Here is a 20571-nt window from a genome sequence, read left to right as displayed (position 1 = left end):
CCTGAGGGTTTTGGGTGGGACGAGTGATGCCGGTCGGACCTACACCGACGCCCGACCGGTGGCATGGTGGAATCTCAGGAGGATCCCTACATGTCCGACATATCAAGCGCCGCTTCCGTGGGCGACTGTACGCAGCCCCTCGGGCCCCGTACGCCGCTCACCGAAGCGGAGGTCGAGGCCCTGGTGAGGGGCATCTGCTTCAAGACCGGACCGCCCCGCACGCTCGGGGTGGAACTCGAATGGCTCGTCCACGACGCGCGTGAGCCTCGGCTCCCCGTCACCCCCGAACGACTCGAAGCGGCCTACGCCGCACTGCGCCCCCTGCCCCTCCGCTCGGCGCTCACCGTCGAGCCCGGCGGCCAGCTGGAGCTCAGCTCGCAGCCCGCCGCCTCCCTGACCGAGTGCGTGACCGGCCTCCGCGCCGACCTGGACGCCGTCCGCGCGGTCCTGCGCCGGGAGGGTCTGGCCCTCGCCGGGCTCGGCACCGACCCCTGGCACCCGCCCCGCAGATTCCTGCACGAACCCCGCTACGACGCGCTGGAGACCTGCCTGGACCGCACCGGCCCGGCCGGCCGGGCCATGATGTGCTCCTCCGCCTCCGTCCAGGTCTGTCTGGACGCCGGCCACGAGGAGCCCGGCCCGCTGGGACACGGACGGCGCTGGCTGCTGGCCCACACCCTGGGCGCGGTCCTGGTCGCCGCGTTCGCCAACTCCCCGCTCCTCGACGGCGTCCCCACCGGCTGGCGCTCCACCCGGCAGCTGCTGTGGACGCGGATCGGCCCCGGCCGGGCGGGCGCCCCCGACCTGGACGCCGAGCCGCGCGCGGCCTGGGCCCGGCATGTGCTGGACGCCCCGGTGATGTGCGTACGGCGCGAGGACGGCCCCTGGGAGGTGCCCGACGGGCTGACGTTCCGGGAGTGGATCCGGACGGGGTCGCCCACCCGGGCGGACCTCGACTACCACCTGTCCACGCTGTTCCCGCCGGTCCGCCCGCGCGGTCACCTGGAGCTGCGCATGATCGACGCACAGCCCGGCGACGACGGCTGGATCGTGCCGGTGGCGGTGACGGCGGCCCTCTTCGACGACCCGGAGGCCGCCGAGAGCGCCTACCGCGCGGTGAAGCCGCTGGCGGAGCGGGGGATGTCGATGCGCGCCCCGCACAACCCGCTGTGGACCGACGCGGCCCGCGACGGGCTGGCCGACCCGGAGCTGCGGGAGGCCGCGGTCGCCTGCTTCACGGCGGCCCTGGAGGCGCTGCCCCGGCTCGGCGCGGCGGACGCCGTCCTGGACGCCGTCGCCGCGCACCTGGACCGCCACGTCCTGCGCGGCCGCTGCCCCGCCGACGACCAGCTCGACCTACTGCGCGGCACGGCTCGCGCCCACGGGAAGGACACCCTCGCATGACCGCCCCGGCCTCCCAGCCCCCCGCGCCCCAGTCCCCCGCACCCCGGGCCTTTGACGGCGAGGCGCTGCGCGAGCGGGCGCTGACCACCCTCGTCGCGGCCCGCGAGCGCACCACGCTCCTGACCACCTGCGTGGAGGACCCCGACCTCACCGCCCAGCACTCCCCGCTGATGTCCCCGCTGGTGTGGGACCTCGCCCACATCGGCAACCAGGAGGAGCTGTGGCTGCTGCGCGCGGTGGCCGGCCGCGACGCCATGCGCCCGGAGATCGACGGCCTGTACGACGCCTTCGAGCACCCGCGCTCCGAACGGCCCTCGCTGCCCCTGCTGCCGCCCGCCGAGGCCCGCGCGTACGCGGCCGAGGTCCGCGGCCGGGCCCTGGACGTGCTGGAGTCGGCCGACTTCCACGGCACCCGGCTGACCGAGGCGGGCTTCGCCTTCGGCATGATCGCCCAGCACGAACAGCAGCACGACGAGACGATGCTGATCACCCATCAGCTGCGCACCGGCCCGACGGCCCTGACCGCCCCCGACCCGGACCCGGCCCCACTGTTCACCGGGCCTGCCGAGGTCCTCGTCCCCGGCGGCCCGTTCACCATGGGCGCAGCCGCCGAGCCCTGGGCGCTGGACAACGAACTGCCCGCACACGAAAGGGAGGTGGCGTCGTTCCACATCGACACCACCCCGGTGACGAACGCCGCCTACCAGGCGTTCATCGAGGACGGCGGCTACGACGACGAGCGCTGGTGGGCGCCGCGTGGCTGGGCCCATGTGCGCGCCCACTCCCTGCGGGCCCCGCTGTTCTGGCGCCGTGACGGGAAGCAGTGGCTGCGCCGCCGCTTCGGCGTCACCGAGGTCGTCCCGCCCGACGAGCCGGTGCTGCACGTGTGCTGGTACGAGGCCGACGCCTACGCCCGCTGGGCCGGGCGCCGGCTGCCCACCGAGGCCGAGTGGGAGAAGGCGGCCCGCCACGACCCCGCGACGGGCGGCTCCATGCGCTACCCGTGGGGGGACGCCGACCCGGGGCCCGAGCACGCCAACCTGGGCCAGCGGCACCTGCGCCCGGCTCCCGCCGGCAGTTACCCGGAGGGCGAGTCCCCGCTCGGCGTACGGCAGTTGATCGGGGACGTGTGGGAGTGGACGGCGAGCGACTTCCAGCCGTACCCGGGTTTCCGGGCGTTCCCGTACAAGGAGTACTCGGAGGTGTTCTTCGGCCCCGACCACAAGGTGCTGCGCGGCGGTTCCTTCGCCGTGGACCCGGTGGCCTGCCGGGGCACGTTCCGCAACTGGGACCATCCGATCCGGCGGCAGATCTTCGCCGGCTTCCGCACGGCCCGCTCGGGGGATCTCTGATGTGCCGTCACATGGCCTGCGTGGGTGAGGAGTCACCGCTCGGCGCACTCCTCGTGGACCCTCCGCACGCTCTCTACCGGCAGTCCTGGGCACCCCGGCGGCAGCGGCACGGCACGGTCAACGCCGACGGTTTCGGCGTGGGCTGGTACGCGGAGGGCGATCCGGCGCCCGCCCGCTACCGCCGGGCCGGACCGATCTGGGCGGACCTGTCCTTCGCCGACCTGGCGCGCGTCGTGCGCAGCCGGGCGCTGCTGGCCGCCGTGCGCGACGCGACGTTGTCCGGCGCCGACGCTGAGGCCGCCGCGGCCCCGTTCGCCGCCGGGCCCTGGCTGTTCAGCCACAACGGGGCGGTCGCCGGCTGGCCGGGGTCCCTGGCCCCGCTGGTGCGGACCCTGCCGGCGGCGGACGTGCTGTCGATGGAGGCCCGCAACGACTCGGCGTTCGTGTGGGCGCTGGTCCTCGCCCGGCTGCGCGCCGGGGACACCGGGGCCCAGGCGCTCGGCGACACCGTGCAGGAGGTCGCCGCGGCGGCGCCCGGCTCCCGCCTCAACCTGCTGCTCACCGACGGCCGCACGATCACCGCGACGGCCTGGGGCGACACCCTCTGGTACCTGAAGGCGCCCGGCCGCACGGTCGTCGCCTCCGAGCCCCACGACGACGATCCGCACTGGCAGGAGGTCCCTGACCGGACCCTGCTCGCGGCGACCCGCACCGAGGTCCTGCTCACCCCGCTGAAGGACCCTGGCGCGGACGCGGCGACCGCACCATCCGAGGAGGCCGGCACGTGAGCCCGTTCCAGATCACCCGCACCCTGCCGAAGGACGCCACCGGCGCGGCCCTGCGCGCCGACGTACTGAGCGGCCTGACCGCCACCCCCAAGACCCTGCCTCCGAAGTGGTTCTACGACGCGCACGGCAGCGAACTCTTCGAGAAGATCACCGAGTTGCCCGAGTACTACCCCACCCGCGCCGAGCGGGAGATCCTTCTCGACCGCGCGGGTGAGATCGCCGCCGCGTCCGGGGCCCGCACGCTGGTCGAACTGGGCTCGGGTTCCTCGGAGAAGACCCGCCATGTGATCGACGCGCTGACGGGCCTGCGCGCCTACGTGCCCGTCGACGTCAGCGAGAGCGCCCTCACCGGGGCGGGCGAGGCGCTGGTCGCCGAGCGGCCGGACCTTCAAGTCCACGCCCTCATCGCCGACTTCACCGCACCGCTGACGCTGCCGGACACCCCCGGCCCGCGTCTGCTGGCGTTCCTCGGCGGCACCATCGGCAACCTCCTTCCCGGCGAGCGGGCCGCGTTCCTGGACTCGGTGCGCGCGCTGCTGGCGCCGGGGGACGCGCTGCTGCTCGGCACCGACCTCGTCAAGGACGAGGAGGTGCTGGTCCGGGCGTACGACGACGCGGCCGGGGTGACGGCCGCCTTCGACAAGAACGTCCTGAGCGTCGTCAACCGCGAACTGGGCGCCGACTTCGACCCGGACGCCTTCGCGCATGTGGCCCTATGGGACGCGGAGAACGAGTGGATCGAGATGCGTCTGCGCTCGCTCGCCGAGCAGACCGTGAAGATCCACGCGCTGGACCTGGCCGTGGACTTCGCGGCCGGCGAGGAACTGCGCACGGAGGTGTCGGCGAAGTTCCGGGAGGACGGAGTGCGGTCCGAACTGCGCTCCGCCGGAATGGAGTTGACCCACTGGTGGACCGACCGCGAGGCACGCTTCGCGCTGTCGCTCAGCGTGGTGCGCTGAGCGACAGCACGGCGAGCGGCCGGCGAGGGCAGCCGGCGGCGGTCAGCGCGGTGCCGCGGGCGGTTCGGCGGCGGCCGCCGTCGAGCCGTTCGCGGCCTGCGGAGCGGCCGGCGCCTGGGGGTTGTCCGGGGTCTGGGGCCCGGCCCCGGGCCCCGGCTCCTGCGGTGCGGCCGGGGCGAGCCGGCCGTCGTCGCCCGCCCCGTCCAGGCAGTCGACGAAGTCGACGAAGTCGGACCGCTCCATGGCCCCTTCGGCGATCACGAACTCGTTCTCCGGGTGGCTGCGCAGCACACACATGTCGTAGCGGGCGACCGTCGGGACGGTGCCCTGCTCCCCGGTCGACCGGTACTCGTGACGGCCGACCAACTGGCAGGACTCGTAGCGCACCAGCGGGCCCCGCGGTCCCACCGTGTAGCGGTGGGCGCGGACTTCGGGGGAGAAGGCCTTGAAGGCGAGGCCGGTGTCGTCGCAGTCACTGAAGTGGACGGTGCCGCCGCGCCACGCGCTGTCGATGATCCGCACGTCCGGGTTGCGCACCTCGAAGCGGATGTCCTGGGCGTGGAACCGCTGCACCGAGTCATGGTGCCCGGCGACGGGGAAGCGGAAGAACGTGCTGGCGGTGCCGTACTCCGCGGTGGGGCGCGGGCGGGTGCCGGTGATGATGTACGAGCCGCCCCGGCACGTGATGGACCCGCCGTAGGGGAACTCCAGGAAGTTGCCCCACTCGTACTCCACCTTCATGTCGGTGAACCAGTAGTTGAGGAACTGGTCCTGGACGTTGGGGTCCGTCTGGCCGCGCCCGGTGACCCCGGAGTAGAGGAACGCCTTGCGGTAGGCGCCGCCGACACGGCACGCCTCCCACCGCATCTCGGAGTTGGTGTTGGTGCCGTCCAGGGCGATGCCGTACTCCCACTCCCCCATCCACTCGCACTCGGTGAACCGGTAGTCCTGCGCCTGCCCGGTGGAGTGGGAGTTGAAGAAGGACGCGCCCGGCGTCGCCGAGCGGAACTGCATGCGTTCGAAGGAGACGTTCGACCAGATGTCGTCGTTGCGGCACAGATAGGAGCCGGGCCCCTGGACGGGACGGAAGACGAGCGTGGTCATGCGTTTGCCCGCCCCCGAGAAGCGCAGGCCGCTGGCAGGGCCGAGCGGGGGCGCGCCGTCCATCAGGGCGTGCGGGCGGGTGATGAGGTACTCGCCCGCCGGGATCTCGATCACGACACGCCCCACCCCGCGGGTGATCCGGGCGGCCGCGACGGCGTAGGCGGTCATGAACGCCGCGCTGTCGTCGGTGCGTCCGTCGCCGACCGCTCCGAGGTCGGTCACGCTGATCACGCGGGCGGCCCGGACGGCGGCGGGGACTTCCCGCCCGATGCCGACGAGGTCGGGCGGCGCCCCGGGGCGGTGGCCCGGTCCGGCTGCGGCCGAGGCGCTGGTGGCGGTGAGGGCCGTCGCGGCCACGACCGACGCCCCGCCACGCAGAAGTTGCCGACGGCTGACAGGGAACATCCCGTCTCCCCGTTCTGCCATAATTGCCTTCTTTCCAGCGGTTTGGTGACAAAGGTGGGAAATGACCGAGTTTGCTGAGGTGCTCAGACATCTGTCGGCGGCGCAGAAGCCCGCGAAGGGGGTCTCGCTCTACACCCGGTTCGTCAACCGTCCGGCCGGCCGGGTGCTGGCCGCACTGGCCTACCGGGCGGGGGCCACGCCCAATCAACTGACCGTTCTCAGCGCCCTGTTCACCTTCCCGGCCCTGGCCGCGGTGGCCCTCGTGCCGCCCGGGCCGACGATGGCGGTCTGCGTCTGTGCGGCCCTGGTCGTGGGGTTCTTCCTGGACTCGGCGGACGGTCAGCTCGCTCGCGGACAACGCTCGGGAAGCCCGGCGGGCGAGTGGCTCGACCATGTCCTGGACTGCATCAAGATCGTCGCCCTGCACCTGGTGGTGCTGGTGTCGTTCTACCGCTTCTTCGCGCTGCCCGACCCCGTCTTCCTGCTGGCGCCGATGCTCTTCGAGCTCGCGGCGGTGGTGATCTTCTTCGGCGGGATCCTGACGGAGAAGCTCAAGAAGCGGAGCCCCGGGCCGGGACCGGCGCCTTCGCCCCGGGCGCTGCGCTCCGTGCTGCTGCTGCCGGTCGACTACGGACTGACGTGCCTGGCGTTCCTATTCCTGGGTCGTCAGGACGTCTTCCTTGCGGTGTACTGCGCTCTGCTGCTCGCCCATGTGGTGTTCATGGCCGCCTTTCTCGTGAAGTGGTTCCGGGAACTGCACTGAGGGAAGGGCCGGCGGCTCGTGCGCGGAGAGCAGTTTCAGCGCTCCGCGCAGCAGGGTGCTGGAGGTGTGCGCGGTGTACGGGAAGTAGACGACCTCCACTCCGACCTGCGCGAAACGGCGCTCGTACTCCTCCCACTTGGGCGTCCCCTGCCAGTCGTCGCCCTTGAAGATGACGTGGAAGCCGAGCCGCTTCCACGTCTTCAGCTTGTCGACCTCGGACTCCACGACGACCTCGTCGACGTAGCGCACGCTGCGGACGATGTCGACGCGCTCGGCGAGCGGGACGACCGGGACCTTGCCCTTGAGCCGCACGGTCAGGTCGTCGGAGGTGACCCCCGCGACCAGGCGGTCGCAGTGCCGGCGGGCCTCCCGCAGGATGTTGAGGTGCCCGATGTGGAAGAGGTCGTAGACGCCGGGCGCGAATCCGATGCGTGTCATCGGGTCTCACCGGCCTCGTCCGCGACGGCCGGCTCACCCGGTGCGGACGCCTCGTCCTGCGTGGCGGTCTCGTCCGGGGCGTTCTGCGACGGGCCTGCCGCCGCCCGCTGCGCGGGCTTGGGCGCGGTCGCGGACACCGTGCGGGACTTGGCCGAGGTGTTCGTGCCGTCCGTCACCTCGATCGTGTACTTGTGGGCGGCGCCGTCGCCGACCGTGTCGGTGTAGGTCAGCCGCGGCCGGTCCCAGTAGGTGGAGGCCTGCGTCTTGCGGCCGACGAGCTTGCCGTCCCGGTAGACGCGGTACGTCAGCGAGGCGTCGTCCCGGTCCCACGCGGTGAGCCAGGTGAGGGTGATCCGGCCGGGGTCGATGTCGGACACGGCGAGGTTGGGGACCGCCGGCGCGCCGGTGTCACGGGAGCCGAAGCGGGCGATGCCCTGCTGCGGCTTGTCGTTGACCCGGGTGAACTCGCCGCCGACCCACAGGTGGCCCTTCGACACCGCCAGGGCGCGCGGGCCGACCTGCTCGCCGAGGCCGTCGTTGGTGTCGGGGAACCAGTGCAGGATGCGCCGGTCGTTCAGCGACTGGGCGAGCAGGTGCTGACGGTCGCCGCGCTCGGGGAAGCCGCCCGGCGTCGCGTTGCAGTCGTGCGCGTGGGAGGCACTGAAGAGGATGCCCTTCCAGGGCATCAGAGCCTGGGTCGCGCCGCGGCAGGTGTCCTTCCACACCATGGTGCCGTTGGCGAGGAGTCCCGCGATCCGGCCGTCGAAGATGCCCGGTCCGTGGCCCTCGGCGCCCACGTAGAAGCGGGTCTTGTCGCGGGCGATCGCCTTCACCGACGACTGGTAGGGGAACCAGCCCGGGTAGGCGAGCAGCGTCTTGCCGGTGGCGGCGTCCAGGGCGACCAGCGAGCGGGCGGGCCGGCCGTTGACGGACTCGAAGTCGCCGCCGACGAAGATCCGGCCGTGCGAGGTCGCGGCCGACAGCGCGCGCACCGGCTGGTCGATCTGGGCCTTGAAGGGCAGCAGCGCGCCCTTGGTGGTGACGGCCGCGATCCGGTTCCTGACCTCGTTGTTGACGCGTCCGAAGTCGCCGCCGAGGTAGACCGTGCGGTCGGTGGCGTCGATGGCGCGCACCGTGGCCGACACCGCCGGCCGGAAGTCCTTGCGCAGGCCGCAGCCCGCCGTGTTGAAGGCCACGGCGCTGTTCGCCTCCGTGGAGCCGACCTTGTTGAAGGAGCCGCCGACATACAGCACCTTGCTGTCGGGGGAGACCTTCATGGCCCGCACGGTGCGGCCGAGGCCGGTGAACTGGGGGGCGCAGGGCAGGAGTCGGCCGGTCCTGGAGTCGAACGCGGCGAAGTTGTGGCGGGGCACCTCGCCCTGGCCGGGCGCGGATCCCGGCGGGCGCACCGAGTCGAAGGTTCCGCCGACGTAGACGACACCGTTCGCGGCGGCCATCGACCAGACGATGCCGTCGGTCTGCCAGGTGTCCAGCAGGTCGGCGGAGACCGGGGGCGTGATGTCGGCGGCCACGGCGAGGGAGACGTCCAGCAGCGCGGTGGTGCAGGCGAGGACCGTGACGGCGGCGGCCCGGTTGACCGGTTTCGTACGGAGCTTTCTCAGGTGCAAGGGGAACCCCGGATGGCAGTGGTGTGAGTGGTACGAGGGGAACGGCGCCGCTGGGTCCGTCCGGACGGTGCGACCGTGTCCGGTCTCATGCGGCGCGGCGGCGCAGCACTCCGACCAGTTCGCTCACCCTCAGCGACGTCCGATAACGCCACAAAGTAGTAGCAAATACACACATTCCCAAGACCATCCCCACGGCGAGTCCTGACGGGGTGTCACCTGCCGCCATCCGTCCGGTGCCCGCGGCCACGGAGACGACCATTCCGATGACGACGGCGTTGGTGTAGCCGCCGTCCACGGTGGTGAAGCCCAGCCTGCGGCGGACGAGCACGGCGGCCGTCACGTTCTCCACGACGATGGCCGCGCCCCAGGACACGGCGGCGCCGAGCACGCCCCAGGCCGGCACGGCGAGCAGGCCGACGGCGAGCTGCACGCCGAACGCCGCGGCGGTGACGGCCAGATGCCAGGTGCTGCGGCCCGCCATCAGCAGCACGGTCTGGGCGTTGCCGACCGCCACGTTGACCATGGAGGCGGCGCACAGCACCGCCAGGGCGGGCGCGCCGACGGCGAACTCCGGCCCGAAGACGGACAGTACGGTGCGGGGGAAGCCGGCCACGAGCAGGAACAGGGGCCAGGAGAAGAGGACGATCCAGCCGGTGGAGACGCGGTGCAGATGCTGCGCCTCGGCCACGTCGTCGACGGCGAGCAACCGGCTGATCTCGGGGGCGACGGCGAGCCGGACGGCGAGCTGGACGAGGGTGCAGGCGGTGACGACGCGTCCGATGGCGGTGTACACCCCGGCCTCGTCGGCGGTGGTCATGGCCGACAGCAGCAGCACGCCGACCCAGACGGCGCTGATGTCGAAGACGGAGGAGACCGCGCGGGGCGCGGCGAAACCCCAGAAGGCCCGCCAGGACACCGTGGCCCGGGGGCCGGTGCGGGGCGGCGGGGCGGGGTGGGCGGCGCGGCAGCGGCGCAGGGTGACCCAGGCGGCCGCGAAGCCCGCCAGGGTGGGCAGCAGCCAGGCGGCGGCCAGGGAGAGCAGCCCGGGCGCGAGGAAGGCCACGGGGACGGCGAGCAGCATGCGCAGCACCGGTTTGCCGATCTGCTCCACGCCGACGAAGGGCACCACGGTGCCGTAGCCGCGGGTGGCGCCGAGCAGGATCATGCCGACGGTGGCGGCCGGCAGGAAGAGGCCGAACAGGCGCATCAGGGCCACGGCGTCCGCCGGGGAGAGGTCGGGCAGCAGCGTGGTGGCGACCGTGGGCGAGAGCACCAGCGGGACGGCGGCCGCGGTGGAGGCCACGGCCGCCGGCAGGACGGCCGTGCGCAGCAGCGCGCCCACCGAGCGGCCGTCGTCGACGGCCAGGTCACGGGGGATGAAGCGGACGAGCCCGGTGTCGGCGCCGAGCTTGCAGGTGTTGCTGAGGATGGTGAACAGGGCGACGCCGGCGAAGACGGCTCCCGCCCCGCTCGCCCCGACGGCCCGGGTGATCAGGCCGACGAGGAGGAAGGAGAAGACGGCGTTGCCGAGGGAGCCGGCCATCCCCCACCATCCGCCCCGGGCGGCCGCGGCCACCCCGCTCGGGGCCGTGGCCCCGGAGCGGGCGGTCGCGGTCGCTTCGGGGGCGGTCATCGGCGGGAGGCCGTGAGCGCGCCGTCCTGTGCGGGGAGTTCCATGGAGGAGGCGTCGACGGGCGACGCGGGGGCGTACTTCGGGCGGCGGCGCAGGACGCGCAGCCGCCGGTGCGTGCGACCGGCGTCGAGGACGGCGCCGAGGAGCCGTCCGCCGGAGCACTCGACCAGTTCCTGCACCTGCTTGAGCTCGTCGCGGCGGGTGCGGTCGAGGTTGACGACGACGATGACGCCGTCGACGCGCTGGGCGATGGCGAGTGCGTCGGCCTGGGCGAGGAAGGGACCGGCGACGACGACGGTCGAGGAGTCGGGCTCGGTGAGGCGGCCGGACTCGGCCGTGGTGATCCGCCGGGTGCGCGGCGAGGTGACGCCGCTGGAGGAGAAGGCGAGCCGGCCGGCGACGTCGGTGTCGACGAGGACGCTCCCGGCGGGCAGGAACGCCTCCTCCAGGGTGGGCGCCTCGTAGGGCATCAGCGGCAGGTGGCCGGCGAGGCCGGAGGTGTCGGGGGCGGCGTCCAGCAGCAGCACGTCGTCGCCGTTCTCGGCGAGGGCGGCGGCCAGGTTGGCGCCCACCTCCTCGACGGCGCCGCCGCGCCGGGGCGACACGACGAGGACCTGGCCGGGGCCGGAGTGGCCGCCTTGCTGCCGCAGCCGGAAGGCCAGGGCCCGGTAGGCCTCGGTGCGGGCGCCGCCGGAGCGGCCGACGGTCAGCAGCGCGTCGTTGCCCGCGTCGCCGGAGGGCAGGATGCCGAGGACCGGGGCGCGCAGGGCGGCCTGCACCTCGCCCACCGACCGGACGCGGGTGTCCAGTGCGGAGCGCACCCAGGCGAGCACGATGCCGAGAAGGAGACCGCAGGCCAGCCCGAGTCCGAGCAGGGTCCGCAGACCGGGCCCGGCGGGCATGACCGGGACGGCGGCCCGGCGGACGACGTCGCCGCCGTCGGTGTCGCGGGAGCGGATGTCCAGGACGCGCTTTTGCAGGTTGTAGAGCTGGTTCTGGGCGGCGGGCTTGGCCGTCGCCTTGTCCAGCTGCTCCTTCGCCAGCCGCTGGTTCAGCACGGCGATCTGCTGGTCCAGGGCCTCGGTGGCGCGTTGCACGGTGGCCTCGTTGCGCGACTTGCGGTCGGCGAGGTAGGCCTCGGCGAACGCGTTGGCTCCGCGTGCCGCGCGCTCGGGGGCGCGGGCGGTGAACTCGAAGCGCAGCACCTGGGACTTCTGCGGGTTGGTGACCCGCAGCCGGGCGCCGAGCGTGCCGGCGTCGCTCGCGGACCGGCCCAGGACGCGGGCGGCACGCTGGGCGACGGCCGCGCTGGACGCGATCCGCTGCTCGGTGCTCATGCTGACCTGGTTGTCCGCGGAGACGCCGACCGAGCCGAAGGGGTCGGCGGTCGAGCGTACGAGGACCTCGCTGGTGGAGGAGTAGGTGTGGGCGCGTTCCATGGACAGGGCCGCGCCGCCGGCCAGTCCCAGGAGGACGCCCAGCGAGATCAGGCCTCGGTGGCGCAGGAGCCGGCGCAGTTGGTCGCGTAGCTGGTCCGGCTCGTCGTACCGGTCGTCGAGATGGATGGGGCCGGTCACGGGTGCCCTCCTGTTCCGGGGATCGATGCTTGACGGATGGGTGCGCTCGGCACCGCCGATGAGGGAAGCCGGGATGCCCGGGCGGTGGGGGTGCTGATGAGCAGCGGGATGACCACCAGCAGCGTCAGCGGGCCCGCGATGCCGAGCAGGCTGCCGCGCAGGAAGACCATCTGGTAGAAGGCGAAGGCCGGGATCAGCAGCGCGGCGACGGTGCCCCGCCGCTCGCGCAGCCGGTGACGGATGTCGTCCACCCGGCGTCCGGCCGCGCCGAACAGGCAGAACACGATCACCACCGCGAGCGGGCCGCCCCACAGGTAGCTCTCGACCCACAGGGGGGCGGAGAGGTTGAGGAAGTCGTATCCCGCGTACTCCGCCAGCGTCTTGCCGGTGTCGTCCGGCTTCCCGGGCCACATCGAGCGGGGGACCATGAACAGGGGCGGGCCGAGCACGTCCTGGGGGGAGAAGCCGTACTCCCCCGCGTAGTCGAGGCCGGTCTGCACCTGCTGGAAGGCGTCGTAGTCGCCGTTGCCGGTGAACTGCTCGGCGAGGGAGACGACGGCGACCTCCTCGCGGTCGCTGTAGCGGAAGTAGTCGCTGTAGGGGAAGACGAACAGCAGGGCGGCGAGCAGACCGGCCGCGGTGACGCGGAAGGCGCGCAGCCGCGTCAGTTCGGGGACGGTGAACACCAGGGCGAGCACGACCATGCCGGCCCAGAACCGGGGTTTGCTGATGGGGTTGTTGACGACGACGTTGAGCGCGATCAGCGCCGGCAGCAGCAGCCAGCGCACACCGCGCAGCCACCGGTCGCCGCCGGGGGCGCGCGGGATGCGCAGCAGTCCGAGCAGCGCCCAGAAGGCGGGCACGGACAGCGACCAGCTGATCAGGGACTGCATGAAGGCGTCCTGTCCGGCGCTCGCGGCGCCGACCTCGGTGATCGCCTGGCGGCTGGTGAAGTAGGCGGCCAGCCGGCCGGGTTGGGCCGAGATCAGCAGGACCGCGCCGACGAGGGCGAGCGCGCACAGCGTCAGCAGCCGCCAGGGGGCGATCCGGCGGGAGAGCACGCGTTCCAGGAGTCCCGGCGGGACGGGGACCGGGCGGGCGGCCAGGTTCTTCTCCCGCCGGGCGGCGAAGGAGGTGCCCGCACTGTAGGCGAGGAGACCGAGTTCGACGACGGCCACGGCGGCGACGGCGGTGCGCTCGCCGCTGCGGTAGGGCCAGGGGTAGACGTCGGCGGCGAGCATCGCCACCGGTGCGAGACCGAGCCAGATGTAGGCGAAGACCCAGAAGCCGAAGGCGACGAGTCGCACCGTGGGCGCGGTGAGCACCCGGGCGAGCGCGCCGCCGGCGTGGACCACGACGACGGCTTGGAGGGCGAGGGCGACCGACATCCGCGCGGGCTGCGCCTGGAGGATCAGCCCCGGCAGCAGCACGGTCAGCACCACGGCCCAGAGGGAGACCGCAGCCACACTGCGGACGCGAGCGTCCTGCATCCCGACCTCTCTGCCGAGCGAGTATTCAGGCTGAAACATCACTGAAAGATATATAGCGCCCATACCTCGCTATTCCGCCCAGGCGCGCACGAGACATCCACTTCGGCGCGGTTGTCCCCGAACAGAGTCATCGGGTGATTGCGGGCGCTCCGGCGGCGCGCCAATTGTCTAAAATCATGACAAATCTGCATAACTTATCGCGCAGGTGTCACCGCCTGATCACCCATCACATCCCGGTGTCCTCAAAGGAGTTGCGCGCATGAGCAAGCAGGTCGACGTCGTCGTCGCCGGAGGCGGCGGATTCATCGGTGGTCATCTCGTGAGCGATCTCCTCGCCCAGGGGCTGACCGTCCGCTCCGTCGACATCAAGCCCCGCCACGAGTGGTACCAGGCCCACGAGGGCGCCGAGAACACGGTCGCCGACCTGTCGCTCCTCGACAGCGCGCGCGCCGCCGTCGAGGGCGCCCGCACGGTGTACATGCTGGCCGCCGACATGGGCGGCATGGGCTTCATCGAGAACAACAAGGCCGCCTGCATGATGTCGGTGCTCACCAGCACCCATATGCTCCAGGCCGCGCACGAGGCCGGTGTGGAGCGCTACTTCTACTCCTCCTCCGCCTGCGTGTACGCCGCCGCCAAGCAGACCGACCCGAACCTCACCGCGCTGCGCGAGGAGGACGCCTACCCGGCGCAGCCGGAGGACGGCTACGGCTGGGAGAAGCTGTTCTCCGAGCGGATGTGCCGCCACTACACGGAGGACTTCGGCTTCGTCACCCGTGTGGCCCGCTACCACAACGTCTACGGCCCGCACGGCACCTGGACGGGCGGCCGGGAGAAGGCGCCGGCCGCGGTGTGCCGCAAGGTGGCCGAGGCGGCCGTCTCCGGGGAGCACCGGCTGGAGATCTGGGGCGACGGACAGCAGAGCCGTTCCTTCATGTACATCGACGACTGCGTCCACGGCAGCCAGATGATCCTCAACGGCGACAGCGGCGTCCCGGTCAACCTCGGCTCGTCGGAACTGGTGACGATCAATCAGCTCGTCGACATCGTCGAGGAGATCGCCGGCGTCCGCTGCGAGCGCACCTACCGGCTCGACGCCCCGCAGGGCGTGCGCGGCCGCAACTCCGACAACACCCTGATCCGCGAGATCCACGGCTGGGAACCGTCCGTGACCCTCGCCGACGGCCTGGAGAAGACCTACGCCTGGGTCTACGACCAGGTCAAGCGCTCCCACCAGTGACGCGCGCCGACACCGACGAGAAAGGCGGCGGAGAAAAGCCGATGAGGATCCTCGTCCACGACTACAGCGGCCATCCGTTCCAGGCCCAGCTGAGCCGGGAGCTGGCGCGCCGCGGTCACGACGTCGTCCACTCGACGTGCACGGCGTACGTCTCGGGGAAGGGCGACCTCGTCTCGGACACCCCGGGCCTGCGCTTCGTCACCATCGGCGACGGCACGGCGCTGCGCAAGCAGGCCTACTTCCGCCGGCTGCGCCAGGAGACCCTGCTCGGTTTCGAACTGGCGCGTCAGGTGCGGCGCGAGAAGCCTGATGTGGCGATGCTGTCCAACCTGCCCATCCCGGTGCTGGTGACGGCGGCGGCGGTGCTGCGGCGGATGGGCGTCCCGTGGGTGCTGTGGCACCAGGACGTGACGGCGGTGGCGCTGCGCAACTTCGCCGCCGCCGACGTCGCACGGGCGATGGGCGTGGCCGCGCGGGTCTTCGGGGCGGGCGAGAAGTGGGCGGCGCGCCGGGCGGCGGCGATCGTGGTGATCGCCGATTCGTTCGTGCGGGTCCACGAGGAGTGGGGCACCGCCGGCAAGGTCACCGTCATCCCCAACTGGGCGCCGCTGGACGAGATCGTCCCGGTGGAGCGGGCCAACGCCTGGTCCGCCGAACACGGCCTCGACGGGGTGCGCACGGTGCTGTACTCGGGGACGCTGGGTCTCAAGCACAACCCGGTGCTGCTGGTGCGGCTGGCCGAGCGGCTGCGGGAGGAGGGCACACCGGTGCGGCTGGTCGTCGTCAACGACGGCCCGGCGGTGCCCGTTCTCCGGGAGGCCGCCGCCGCCCGCGGCGTGGAGCTGACCCTGCTGCCCTTCCAGCCCTACGCGCGGCTGCCCGAGGTGCTGGGCTCGGGCGACGTGCTGGTCGTGCTGCTGGCGGCGGACGCCGGCGAGTTCTCCGTGCCGTCCAAGACGCTGTCGTACCTGTGCGCCGGGCGGCCGGTGCTCGGTCTGATGCCCGCCGACAACCTGGCCGCGCACCTGCTGCGGCAGGCGGGCTCGGCGGTGTTCGCGCCGGAGGAGTCCTCGCTCGACGACGCCTGCGCCTGGGTGCGGGACGTCCTGGCCGATCCGGCACGGGCCGAGGCGCTGGGCAAGGAGAGCCGCGCCCTCGCCGAGCGGGAGTTCGCCCTGGAGGACTGCGCGTCCCGCTTCGAGGACATCCTCCGCTCGGTGCACCTCACTTCGGCGCGCTGAACCGGCCGCGCGCGATCGGGCTGCCGGCCCCTCACGGACCTGGGACGGACCTGAGGGGCCGGCAGCCCGCGTGTGTCACCGGCGTCGCGGCCGGTCGCCGTAGACGCCTTCGAGGCGGTCCACCACGGCACGGATGGAGAAGACCTCGTCGATCGCGCGGCGGCCGGCGTCCGCCAGACGGCGGCGCAGGTCCTCGTCGAGGAGCAGCGCGGCCACCGCGTCGGCCAGTGACTCGGGGCTGCCGTCGGTGACCAACGCGGCCTCACGGCGCTCCAGTTCGGCGGCGATCCCGCTGCTGTCCGTGCATACGACGGGAGTTCCCTCGGCGAGGGCCTCGAGCACCGTCATGGGAAACGGCTCGTGCACGCTCGGCAGGACGTAGACGGCCGCCGCGCGGTAGGCCTCGATCGCCGCGGCGTGGTCGAGCGCGCCGCCGTAGGTGACGACGTCGGTCAACCCCCGTTCCGCGATGAGCCTGTTCACGACCGGGAGCGAGCCCTCGTCCGCGCCGTGGAGCGTGAAGCGGGCCTCGGGGACCTCCTTGTGGACCAGGGCGGCCATCTCGACGAACGCCTCGGGGCGTTTACGGGGGTGCAGCCGGGCGAGGAAGATCACCCGGTGCCCCTCCCGGGGACGCCGTGCGGCCTCGTCGGCCGAGGTGCGCAGTCCGTTGGGCAGGGACAGCAGCGGAGGCCCGTCCGGTCCCAACACCTCGCCCAGAGCCCGCCGTTCACGGTCGGTCAGCACCAGACAGCAGCGGGCGCGGCGCAGCAACGGCACGTAGAGGCGGTCGAAGAGCCGTGCGGCGCGGCCGGCGCGCGGCTCGACCATGCCGTGGGTCTGGGCGACGAAGTCGGCGCGCCGCAGCCGGGCCACGGCGAGCGCGGCGAGGGAGACGAGGTCGCGTCCGGTGTGCAGGTGGACCGTGTCGGCGCGGCCCACGGCCCGCCACAGGTCGCGCACCAGCAGCGGGTGCATCATGCCGAGCAGCCCTCGGCTCGGTACGAGGGAGCGGGCCGGGCGGGAGACGAAGGGGACGGCGCCGATGTGCGAGGCGGCGCGCTCGCGGCCCCGCCACAGCGAGACCAGCGTGACGTCGTGGCCGCGGGCGGCGCACTCCTGGAGCTGTGCGACGGCCACGCTCGTGGGGCCGCCGAAGGCCCCGTCGTCGCTGACCAGGGTGACCACGTGGACGAGCCTCATGACGCGACCCCCTCGACGGGGGCGGAGGCAGCGGTCGCGGAGGAGGCGGCGGCGAGGACCGAACCGGGGGCGAGGTCACGGTGGGCGACCGCGCCGGCGCCCACCACCGCGCCCCGGCCGACCGTGACGCCGCGCAGCACGACCGCCCGGGCGGCGACCCAGCTGCCCGGCTCCAGCCGCACGGGCCGGTTGTCGAACTCGAAGGTGGCCGAGCGGCGCAGATGGCTTCCGGTGCACAGCAGCGCGCCCTGCGAGACGCAGCAGTCGCTGCCGATGGTGACCGGTTCGAGGTTGAGGATCCAGGCGTCCTCGCCGATCCACACGTCGTCGCCGACGTTCAGTTTCCACGGCCAGTGGATCCGCACCCCCCGGCGGATCAGCACCCGCTCCCCGACCCGGGCGCCGAAGGCGCGCAGCAGGCGCGGCCGCCAGCGGGCCGGGAACCACCACTTGGTGAAGAGCAGATGGGAGGCGGCGTACCAGGCGGCCTGGTACGCCGTCGGGCGCCCCTTGTCGTATCCGGCGCCGGTGAAGCCGCGCAGTGAGCGCGGCGCGGGTGGCTCGGTGTGTGCCATGACGGTGTCCCTTTCCGGGGGCCCAAGACGTCCACGTCCGCGATCCTTCACGCCCCCCGGGAGGGATCACCCGCGATGGCCGCGTGTTGGCGGCAGACTTGCCCGGATGGCGGATGTGGCCCCGGCGGGGCCACATCCGGCTTTCAGTAGGCGCCCTGGCCGTCCAGCACGGCGCGCAGGGTGCGGGCCATGACGTTCATGTCCCCGGACAGCGACCAGTTGTCGACGTAGCGCAGGTCGAGGGCGACCGTCTCGCGCCAGGAGAGGTCCGAGCGTCCGCTCACCTGCCACAGACCGGTGAGCCCCGGCTTGATGCTCAGCCGGCGCATCTCGACGTTGTTGTACTTGACGACCTCCTCGGGCAACGGCGGGCGGGGGCCGACCAGGGACATGTGGCCGAAGAGGATGTTGAACAGCTGGGGCAGCTCGTCCAGCGAGTAGCGGCGCAGCACCCGCCCGACGGGGGTGACGCGGGGGTCGCGGCGCATCTTGAACATGTGCCCGTCGTTCTCGTTCTCCGCCTCCAGACCGATCTTGAGGCGGTCCGCGTCGACGACCATCGTGCGGAACTTCCACATGGGGAACGGCTCGGTGTTCCGGCCGACGCGGGTCTGCCGGTAGAGGACCGGGCCGGGCGAGCCGAGCCGGACGGCGAGCGCCAGCACGACGAGCAGCGGCGAGAGCAGGGCGATCAGCGCGAGTGCGCCCAGCCGGTCGACGGCCGACTTCATCACGGTGTGCACGCCGCCGCGCGGGGGCGGGGCGATGTGCAGCAAAGTGAGTCCCGCGGCCGAGGTGAGCCGCACGCGCCGGCGGGCGACCTCGACGATGCCGGGGAGGACCATCAGGGAGCGCCCCTGGTCGTGCAGCATCCAGGACAGCCGGCGTACGCGCTCGCCGGACATGTGCCGGCCCGGCGCCACGAAGACCAGGTCGGCCGCCAGCTCGTCGGCCGCCGCGAGGACGACCGCGGCGTCCGCGTCGGGCGTCTCGGGGGCCTCGCAGGGCAGCCGTACGCACACCGGCACGCCGGAGCGGACCTCGCCGTCGCCGACCGGGCAGGCCCCGACGATCACGTACTCGTGGTCGGTGCGCTGGGCGAGCTGCTCGACCACGGCGTCGATCGTCGGGGCCTCGCCGACGACGACCACATGGCGCAGGGCGCGGGCGTCCCGGCGGGCGGCGAGCAGATGACGGTGGATCACCTTCTGACAGACGCCGGTGAGGACGAGCGCGGGGATCAGCGCCGTGAACGCCTCGGCGGGCACGCTGCCCAGTCCGCAGACCACACGGAGTGTCGCCAGGGCGCCGACCAGGACGAGCCAGTCCCGTATCACCGCCCTGAGGCCGCCTCCGTCGCCCCAGGCCGCAGGGGTGTACCGCTTGCTCACCACCCCGATGAACGGCCACAGCAGGGCCGCGGCGGCCGCGAGGCGCAGCGGGTGGGGCTCCTGGACCTCCACGATCGTCGCGGCGACCGGCAGCGCCGCGCCGAGGAAGTCCACGCAGACCGAGAGGGGGACGTACCAGCGCGCCCGTGTCTCCTCCCGGTGGACGGGGCGGGGCGCCACAGGTACCGGCGCCTGCCGGGACATCGCGATTCTGAATCGCCGCATGGTCTCCTTCAAACCCCCAGTCACGGAGAGCGGGTGGGAGCGCGCGGACCGTCGACGCGCGCAGTCGCACCCTGACATCGTGATCCTTATATCATCCGATACATAGGAATATCGGGCTTTAAGGACCTCACTCTGCGTGGCTGACGCGAAGGGCCGACGTCTCGCGCTCCCGGGCGACTTGGGGCACGGTGGTGACAGCCGCAGTCGCACTCGCAGTCGTCGAGAGGAGCACCCGATGTCGAACCACACCTACCGGGTCACGGAGATCGTCGGCACATCGCCGGACGGCGTGGACCAGGCGATCCGCAACGGGGTCACCCGGGCCTCGCAGACCCTGCGCAACCTGGACTGGTTCGAGGTGACCCAGGTGCGGGGGCAGATCGAGGACGGCGACATCGCCCACTGGCAGGTGGGACTGAAGCTCGGCTTCCGCCTGGAGGGCTCGGACTGACGCCCGGGGCGGGGCGGCTCAGGTGCGCCCCTCCCGCTCCTGCGCCACACGCAGCGTCACCGAGGGGAGCGTCCAGCGGGCCCGGACGACGGCGAAGCCGGCCCGTTCGGCGTCGTCGCACACCAGCTCGTCGTCGTCCACCAGGAACCGCACCTCGCGGTCGCGGCCCAGCCTGCGCAGAACGTCCAGCTTGGTACGGCGGGCGGGCCGGCGGTCGTCGTTGCGCCGCATGAACAGGCGTCCGTCCGGCAGCCCCTCCCGGGCCAGCCACTCCAGCGTGTCCCGCCGGCAGCGCTCGGGCCGGCCGGTGAGATAGACGACCTCGCACTCCCGCGCGCTCTCCACCGCCAGCGCGACCCCCTGAGGGATCGGCGGGTCCTGCGGCGCGGCCGCGAAGAAGGCGTTCCAGTCACGCGGCCGGCGCTCCAGGAACCGCTGCCGGTGGGAGGTGTCGGCGAGGGTGTTGTCCAGATCGAACACGGCGAGCGGCCGGTCACTGCTGTCGGTCACCCCACCACCCTAAGCCGGGCTCCACTTCTGTTCGGAGCTCTAGGGCGTGTTTCGAAAGTAGCGTCGTCCGCCCGGAGGGCGGGGCTCGCGGCGGCTGGTGCGTGCGATCGCAAGGCGGAGGGTCGCCCTCGTACTGGGCGTACGAGGGCGATCCCGACAACGCGGCGAGCGCGCGTGCCAGGCGTCGCGAGCCA

General features: G+C 72.7%; 17 protein-coding genes and 1 pseudogene. 8 read left to right on the top strand and 10 right to left on the bottom strand.

Annotation, left to right across the window (positions count from 1 at the left end):
- Positions 1–90: 90 nt before the first annotated feature.
- From egtA to egtD, 4 genes are read left to right on the top strand one after another with little or no spacing between them, the layout of a single operon-like run.
- Positions 91–1404, top strand: coding sequence for an ergothioneine biosynthesis glutamate--cysteine ligase EgtA (gene egtA / locus ACIRS4_RS28020; protein ID WP_404201269.1), 1314 nt, complete (start codon positions 91–93; stop codon positions 1402–1404).
- Positions 1401–2756, top strand: coding sequence for an ergothioneine biosynthesis protein EgtB (gene egtB / locus ACIRS4_RS28015; RefSeq protein WP_404201267.1), 1356 nt, complete (start codon positions 1401–1403; stop codon positions 2754–2756). Before egtA ends, egtB begins: the two co-directional genes overlap by 4 nt.
- Positions 2756–3544, top strand: a complete 789-nt coding sequence (egtC, locus tag ACIRS4_RS28010) for an ergothioneine biosynthesis protein EgtC (RefSeq protein WP_404201265.1) — start codon at positions 2756–2758, stop codon at positions 3542–3544. Before egtB ends, egtC begins: the two co-directional genes overlap by 1 nt.
- Positions 3541–4503 (top strand): L-histidine N(alpha)-methyltransferase, encoded by a 963-nt coding sequence (gene egtD / locus ACIRS4_RS28005; protein ID WP_404201263.1) that lies wholly within the window; start codon positions 3541–3543, stop codon positions 4501–4503. The genes egtC and egtD overlap by 4 nt, the downstream gene beginning before the upstream one ends.
- A gap of 42 nt (positions 4504–4545) precedes the next feature.
- Here egtD and ACIRS4_RS28000 read toward each other — a convergent pair whose 3' ends face one another.
- Positions 4546–6033, bottom strand: a complete 1488-nt coding sequence (locus ACIRS4_RS28000) for a glycosyl hydrolase family 28-related protein (protein WP_404201261.1) — start codon at positions 6031–6033, stop codon at positions 4546–4548.
- Positions 6034–6073: 40 nt separating this feature from the next.
- On the opposite strand from ACIRS4_RS28000, the gene ACIRS4_RS27995 reads away from it, so the two are divergent.
- A complete protein-coding gene (locus ACIRS4_RS27995) occupies positions 6074–6775 on the top strand; it encodes a CDP-alcohol phosphatidyltransferase family protein (RefSeq protein ID WP_404201259.1) in 702 nt (233 codons plus the stop codon).
- A gap of 6 nt (positions 6776–6781) precedes the next feature.
- Here ACIRS4_RS27995 and ACIRS4_RS27990 read toward each other — a convergent pair.
- From ACIRS4_RS27990 to ACIRS4_RS27970, 5 genes and pseudogenes are all read right to left on the bottom strand, one after another.
- A pseudogene (locus ACIRS4_RS27990) lies at positions 6782–7213 on the bottom strand (adenylyltransferase/cytidyltransferase family protein); the annotation flags it as partial.
- On the bottom strand, positions 7210–8841 hold the full coding sequence (locus ACIRS4_RS27985; protein ID WP_404201257.1) for a fibronectin type III domain-containing protein: 1632 nt from the start codon (positions 8839–8841) through the stop codon (positions 7210–7212). The gene ACIRS4_RS27985 and the pseudogene ACIRS4_RS27990, both read right to left, overlap by 4 nt.
- Before the next feature lie 85 nt (positions 8842–8926).
- The gene (locus ACIRS4_RS27980; RefSeq protein ID WP_404201255.1) at positions 8927–10474 is read right to left on the bottom strand and encodes a lipopolysaccharide biosynthesis protein; all 1548 of its coding nucleotides are present in this window, start codon (positions 10472–10474) and stop codon (positions 8927–8929) included.
- Complete coding sequence (locus tag ACIRS4_RS27975; protein ID WP_404201253.1) at positions 10471–12051, bottom strand: hypothetical protein; 1581 nt, start codon at positions 12049–12051, stop codon at positions 10471–10473. Before ACIRS4_RS27975 ends, ACIRS4_RS27980 begins: the two co-directional genes overlap by 4 nt.
- Complete coding sequence (locus tag ACIRS4_RS27970) at positions 12048–13541, bottom strand: hypothetical protein (RefSeq protein WP_404201251.1); 1494 nt, start codon at positions 13539–13541, stop codon at positions 12048–12050. Before ACIRS4_RS27970 ends, ACIRS4_RS27975 begins: the two co-directional genes overlap by 4 nt.
- A gap of 259 nt (positions 13542–13800) precedes the next feature.
- On the opposite strand from ACIRS4_RS27970, the gene ACIRS4_RS27965 reads away from it, so the two are divergent.
- On the top strand, positions 13801–14781 hold the full coding sequence (locus tag ACIRS4_RS27965) for an NAD-dependent epimerase/dehydratase family protein (RefSeq protein ID WP_404201249.1): 981 nt from the start codon (positions 13801–13803) through the stop codon (positions 14779–14781).
- 41 nt (positions 14782–14822) lie between these two features.
- Complete coding sequence (locus tag ACIRS4_RS27960) at positions 14823–16022, top strand: glycosyltransferase family 4 protein (RefSeq protein WP_404201247.1); 1200 nt, start codon at positions 14823–14825, stop codon at positions 16020–16022.
- 75 nt (positions 16023–16097) lie between these two features.
- Here the strand turns inward: ACIRS4_RS27960 and ACIRS4_RS27955 are convergent, their stop codons facing one another.
- The 3 genes from ACIRS4_RS27955 to ACIRS4_RS27945 form a co-directional block, all read right to left on the bottom strand.
- The gene (locus tag ACIRS4_RS27955; protein ID WP_404201245.1) at positions 16098–17225 is read right to left on the bottom strand and encodes a glycosyltransferase; all 1128 of its coding nucleotides are present in this window, start codon (positions 17223–17225) and stop codon (positions 16098–16100) included.
- A complete protein-coding gene (locus ACIRS4_RS27950) occupies positions 17222–17800 on the bottom strand; it encodes a DapH/DapD/GlmU-related protein (RefSeq protein WP_404201243.1) in 579 nt (192 codons plus the stop codon). The genes ACIRS4_RS27955 and ACIRS4_RS27950 overlap by 4 nt, the downstream gene beginning before the upstream one ends.
- Before the next feature lie 143 nt (positions 17801–17943).
- Positions 17944–19416, bottom strand: coding sequence for a sugar transferase (locus ACIRS4_RS27945; RefSeq protein ID WP_404201241.1), 1473 nt, complete (start codon positions 19414–19416; stop codon positions 17944–17946).
- 235 nt (positions 19417–19651) lie between these two features.
- Between ACIRS4_RS27945 and ACIRS4_RS27940 the strand changes: the two genes are divergently transcribed.
- On the top strand, positions 19652–19867 hold the full coding sequence (locus tag ACIRS4_RS27940) for a dodecin (protein WP_404201239.1): 216 nt from the start codon (positions 19652–19654) through the stop codon (positions 19865–19867).
- An 18-nt stretch (positions 19868–19885) separates the two neighbouring features.
- Here the strand turns inward: ACIRS4_RS27940 and ACIRS4_RS27935 are convergent, their stop codons facing one another.
- A complete protein-coding gene (locus tag ACIRS4_RS27935; RefSeq protein WP_404201237.1) occupies positions 19886–20377 on the bottom strand; it encodes a hypothetical protein in 492 nt (163 codons plus the stop codon).
- Between the last annotated feature and the right edge of the window lie 194 nt (positions 20378–20571).

The sequence above is a fragment of the Streptomyces sp. NPDC101166 genome (assembly GCF_044768125.1).
Classification (GTDB): Bacteria; Actinomycetota; Actinomycetes; order Streptomycetales; family Streptomycetaceae; genus Streptomyces.
The sequence above is the reverse complement of the archived record's forward strand: the minus strand, read 5'-3'. Positions and strand labels throughout refer to the sequence as shown.

Excerpts from the sequence above, each read along its gene's own strand:
- egtA (WP_404201269.1), top strand. The coding sequence starts at position 91 with ATGTCCGACATATCAAGCGCCGCTTCCGTGGGCGACTGTACGCAGCCC.
- egtB (WP_404201267.1), top strand. The coding sequence starts at position 1,401 with ATGACCGCCCCGGCCTCCCAGCCCCCCGCGCCCCAGTCCCCCGCACCC.
- ACIRS4_RS27955 (WP_404201245.1), bottom strand. The coding sequence starts at position 17,225 with ATGAGGCTCGTCCACGTGGTCACCCTGGTCAGCGACGACGGGGCCTTC.
- ACIRS4_RS27960 (WP_404201247.1), top strand. The coding sequence starts at position 14,823 with ATGAGGATCCTCGTCCACGACTACAGCGGCCATCCGTTCCAGGCCCAG.
- ACIRS4_RS27965 (WP_404201249.1), top strand. The coding sequence starts at position 13,801 with ATGAGCAAGCAGGTCGACGTCGTCGTCGCCGGAGGCGGCGGATTCATC.
- ACIRS4_RS27970 (WP_404201251.1), bottom strand. The coding sequence starts at position 13,541 with ATGCAGGACGCTCGCGTCCGCAGTGTGGCTGCGGTCTCCCTCTGGGCC.
- ACIRS4_RS27945 (WP_404201241.1), bottom strand. The coding sequence starts at position 19,416 with ATGCGGCGATTCAGAATCGCGATGTCCCGGCAGGCGCCGGTACCTGTG.
- ACIRS4_RS27995 (WP_404201259.1), top strand. The coding sequence starts at position 6,074 with ATGACCGAGTTTGCTGAGGTGCTCAGACATCTGTCGGCGGCGCAGAAG.
- ACIRS4_RS27940 (WP_404201239.1), top strand. The coding sequence starts at position 19,652 with ATGTCGAACCACACCTACCGGGTCACGGAGATCGTCGGCACATCGCCG.
- egtC (WP_404201265.1), top strand. The coding sequence starts at position 2,756 with ATGTGCCGTCACATGGCCTGCGTGGGTGAGGAGTCACCGCTCGGCGCA.
- ACIRS4_RS28000 (WP_404201261.1), bottom strand. The coding sequence starts at position 6,033 with ATGGCAGAACGGGGAGACGGGATGTTCCCTGTCAGCCGTCGGCAACTT.
- ACIRS4_RS27950 (WP_404201243.1), bottom strand. The coding sequence starts at position 17,800 with ATGGCACACACCGAGCCACCCGCGCCGCGCTCACTGCGCGGCTTCACC.
- ACIRS4_RS27980 (WP_404201255.1), bottom strand. The coding sequence starts at position 10,474 with ATGACCGCCCCCGAAGCGACCGCGACCGCCCGCTCCGGGGCCACGGCC.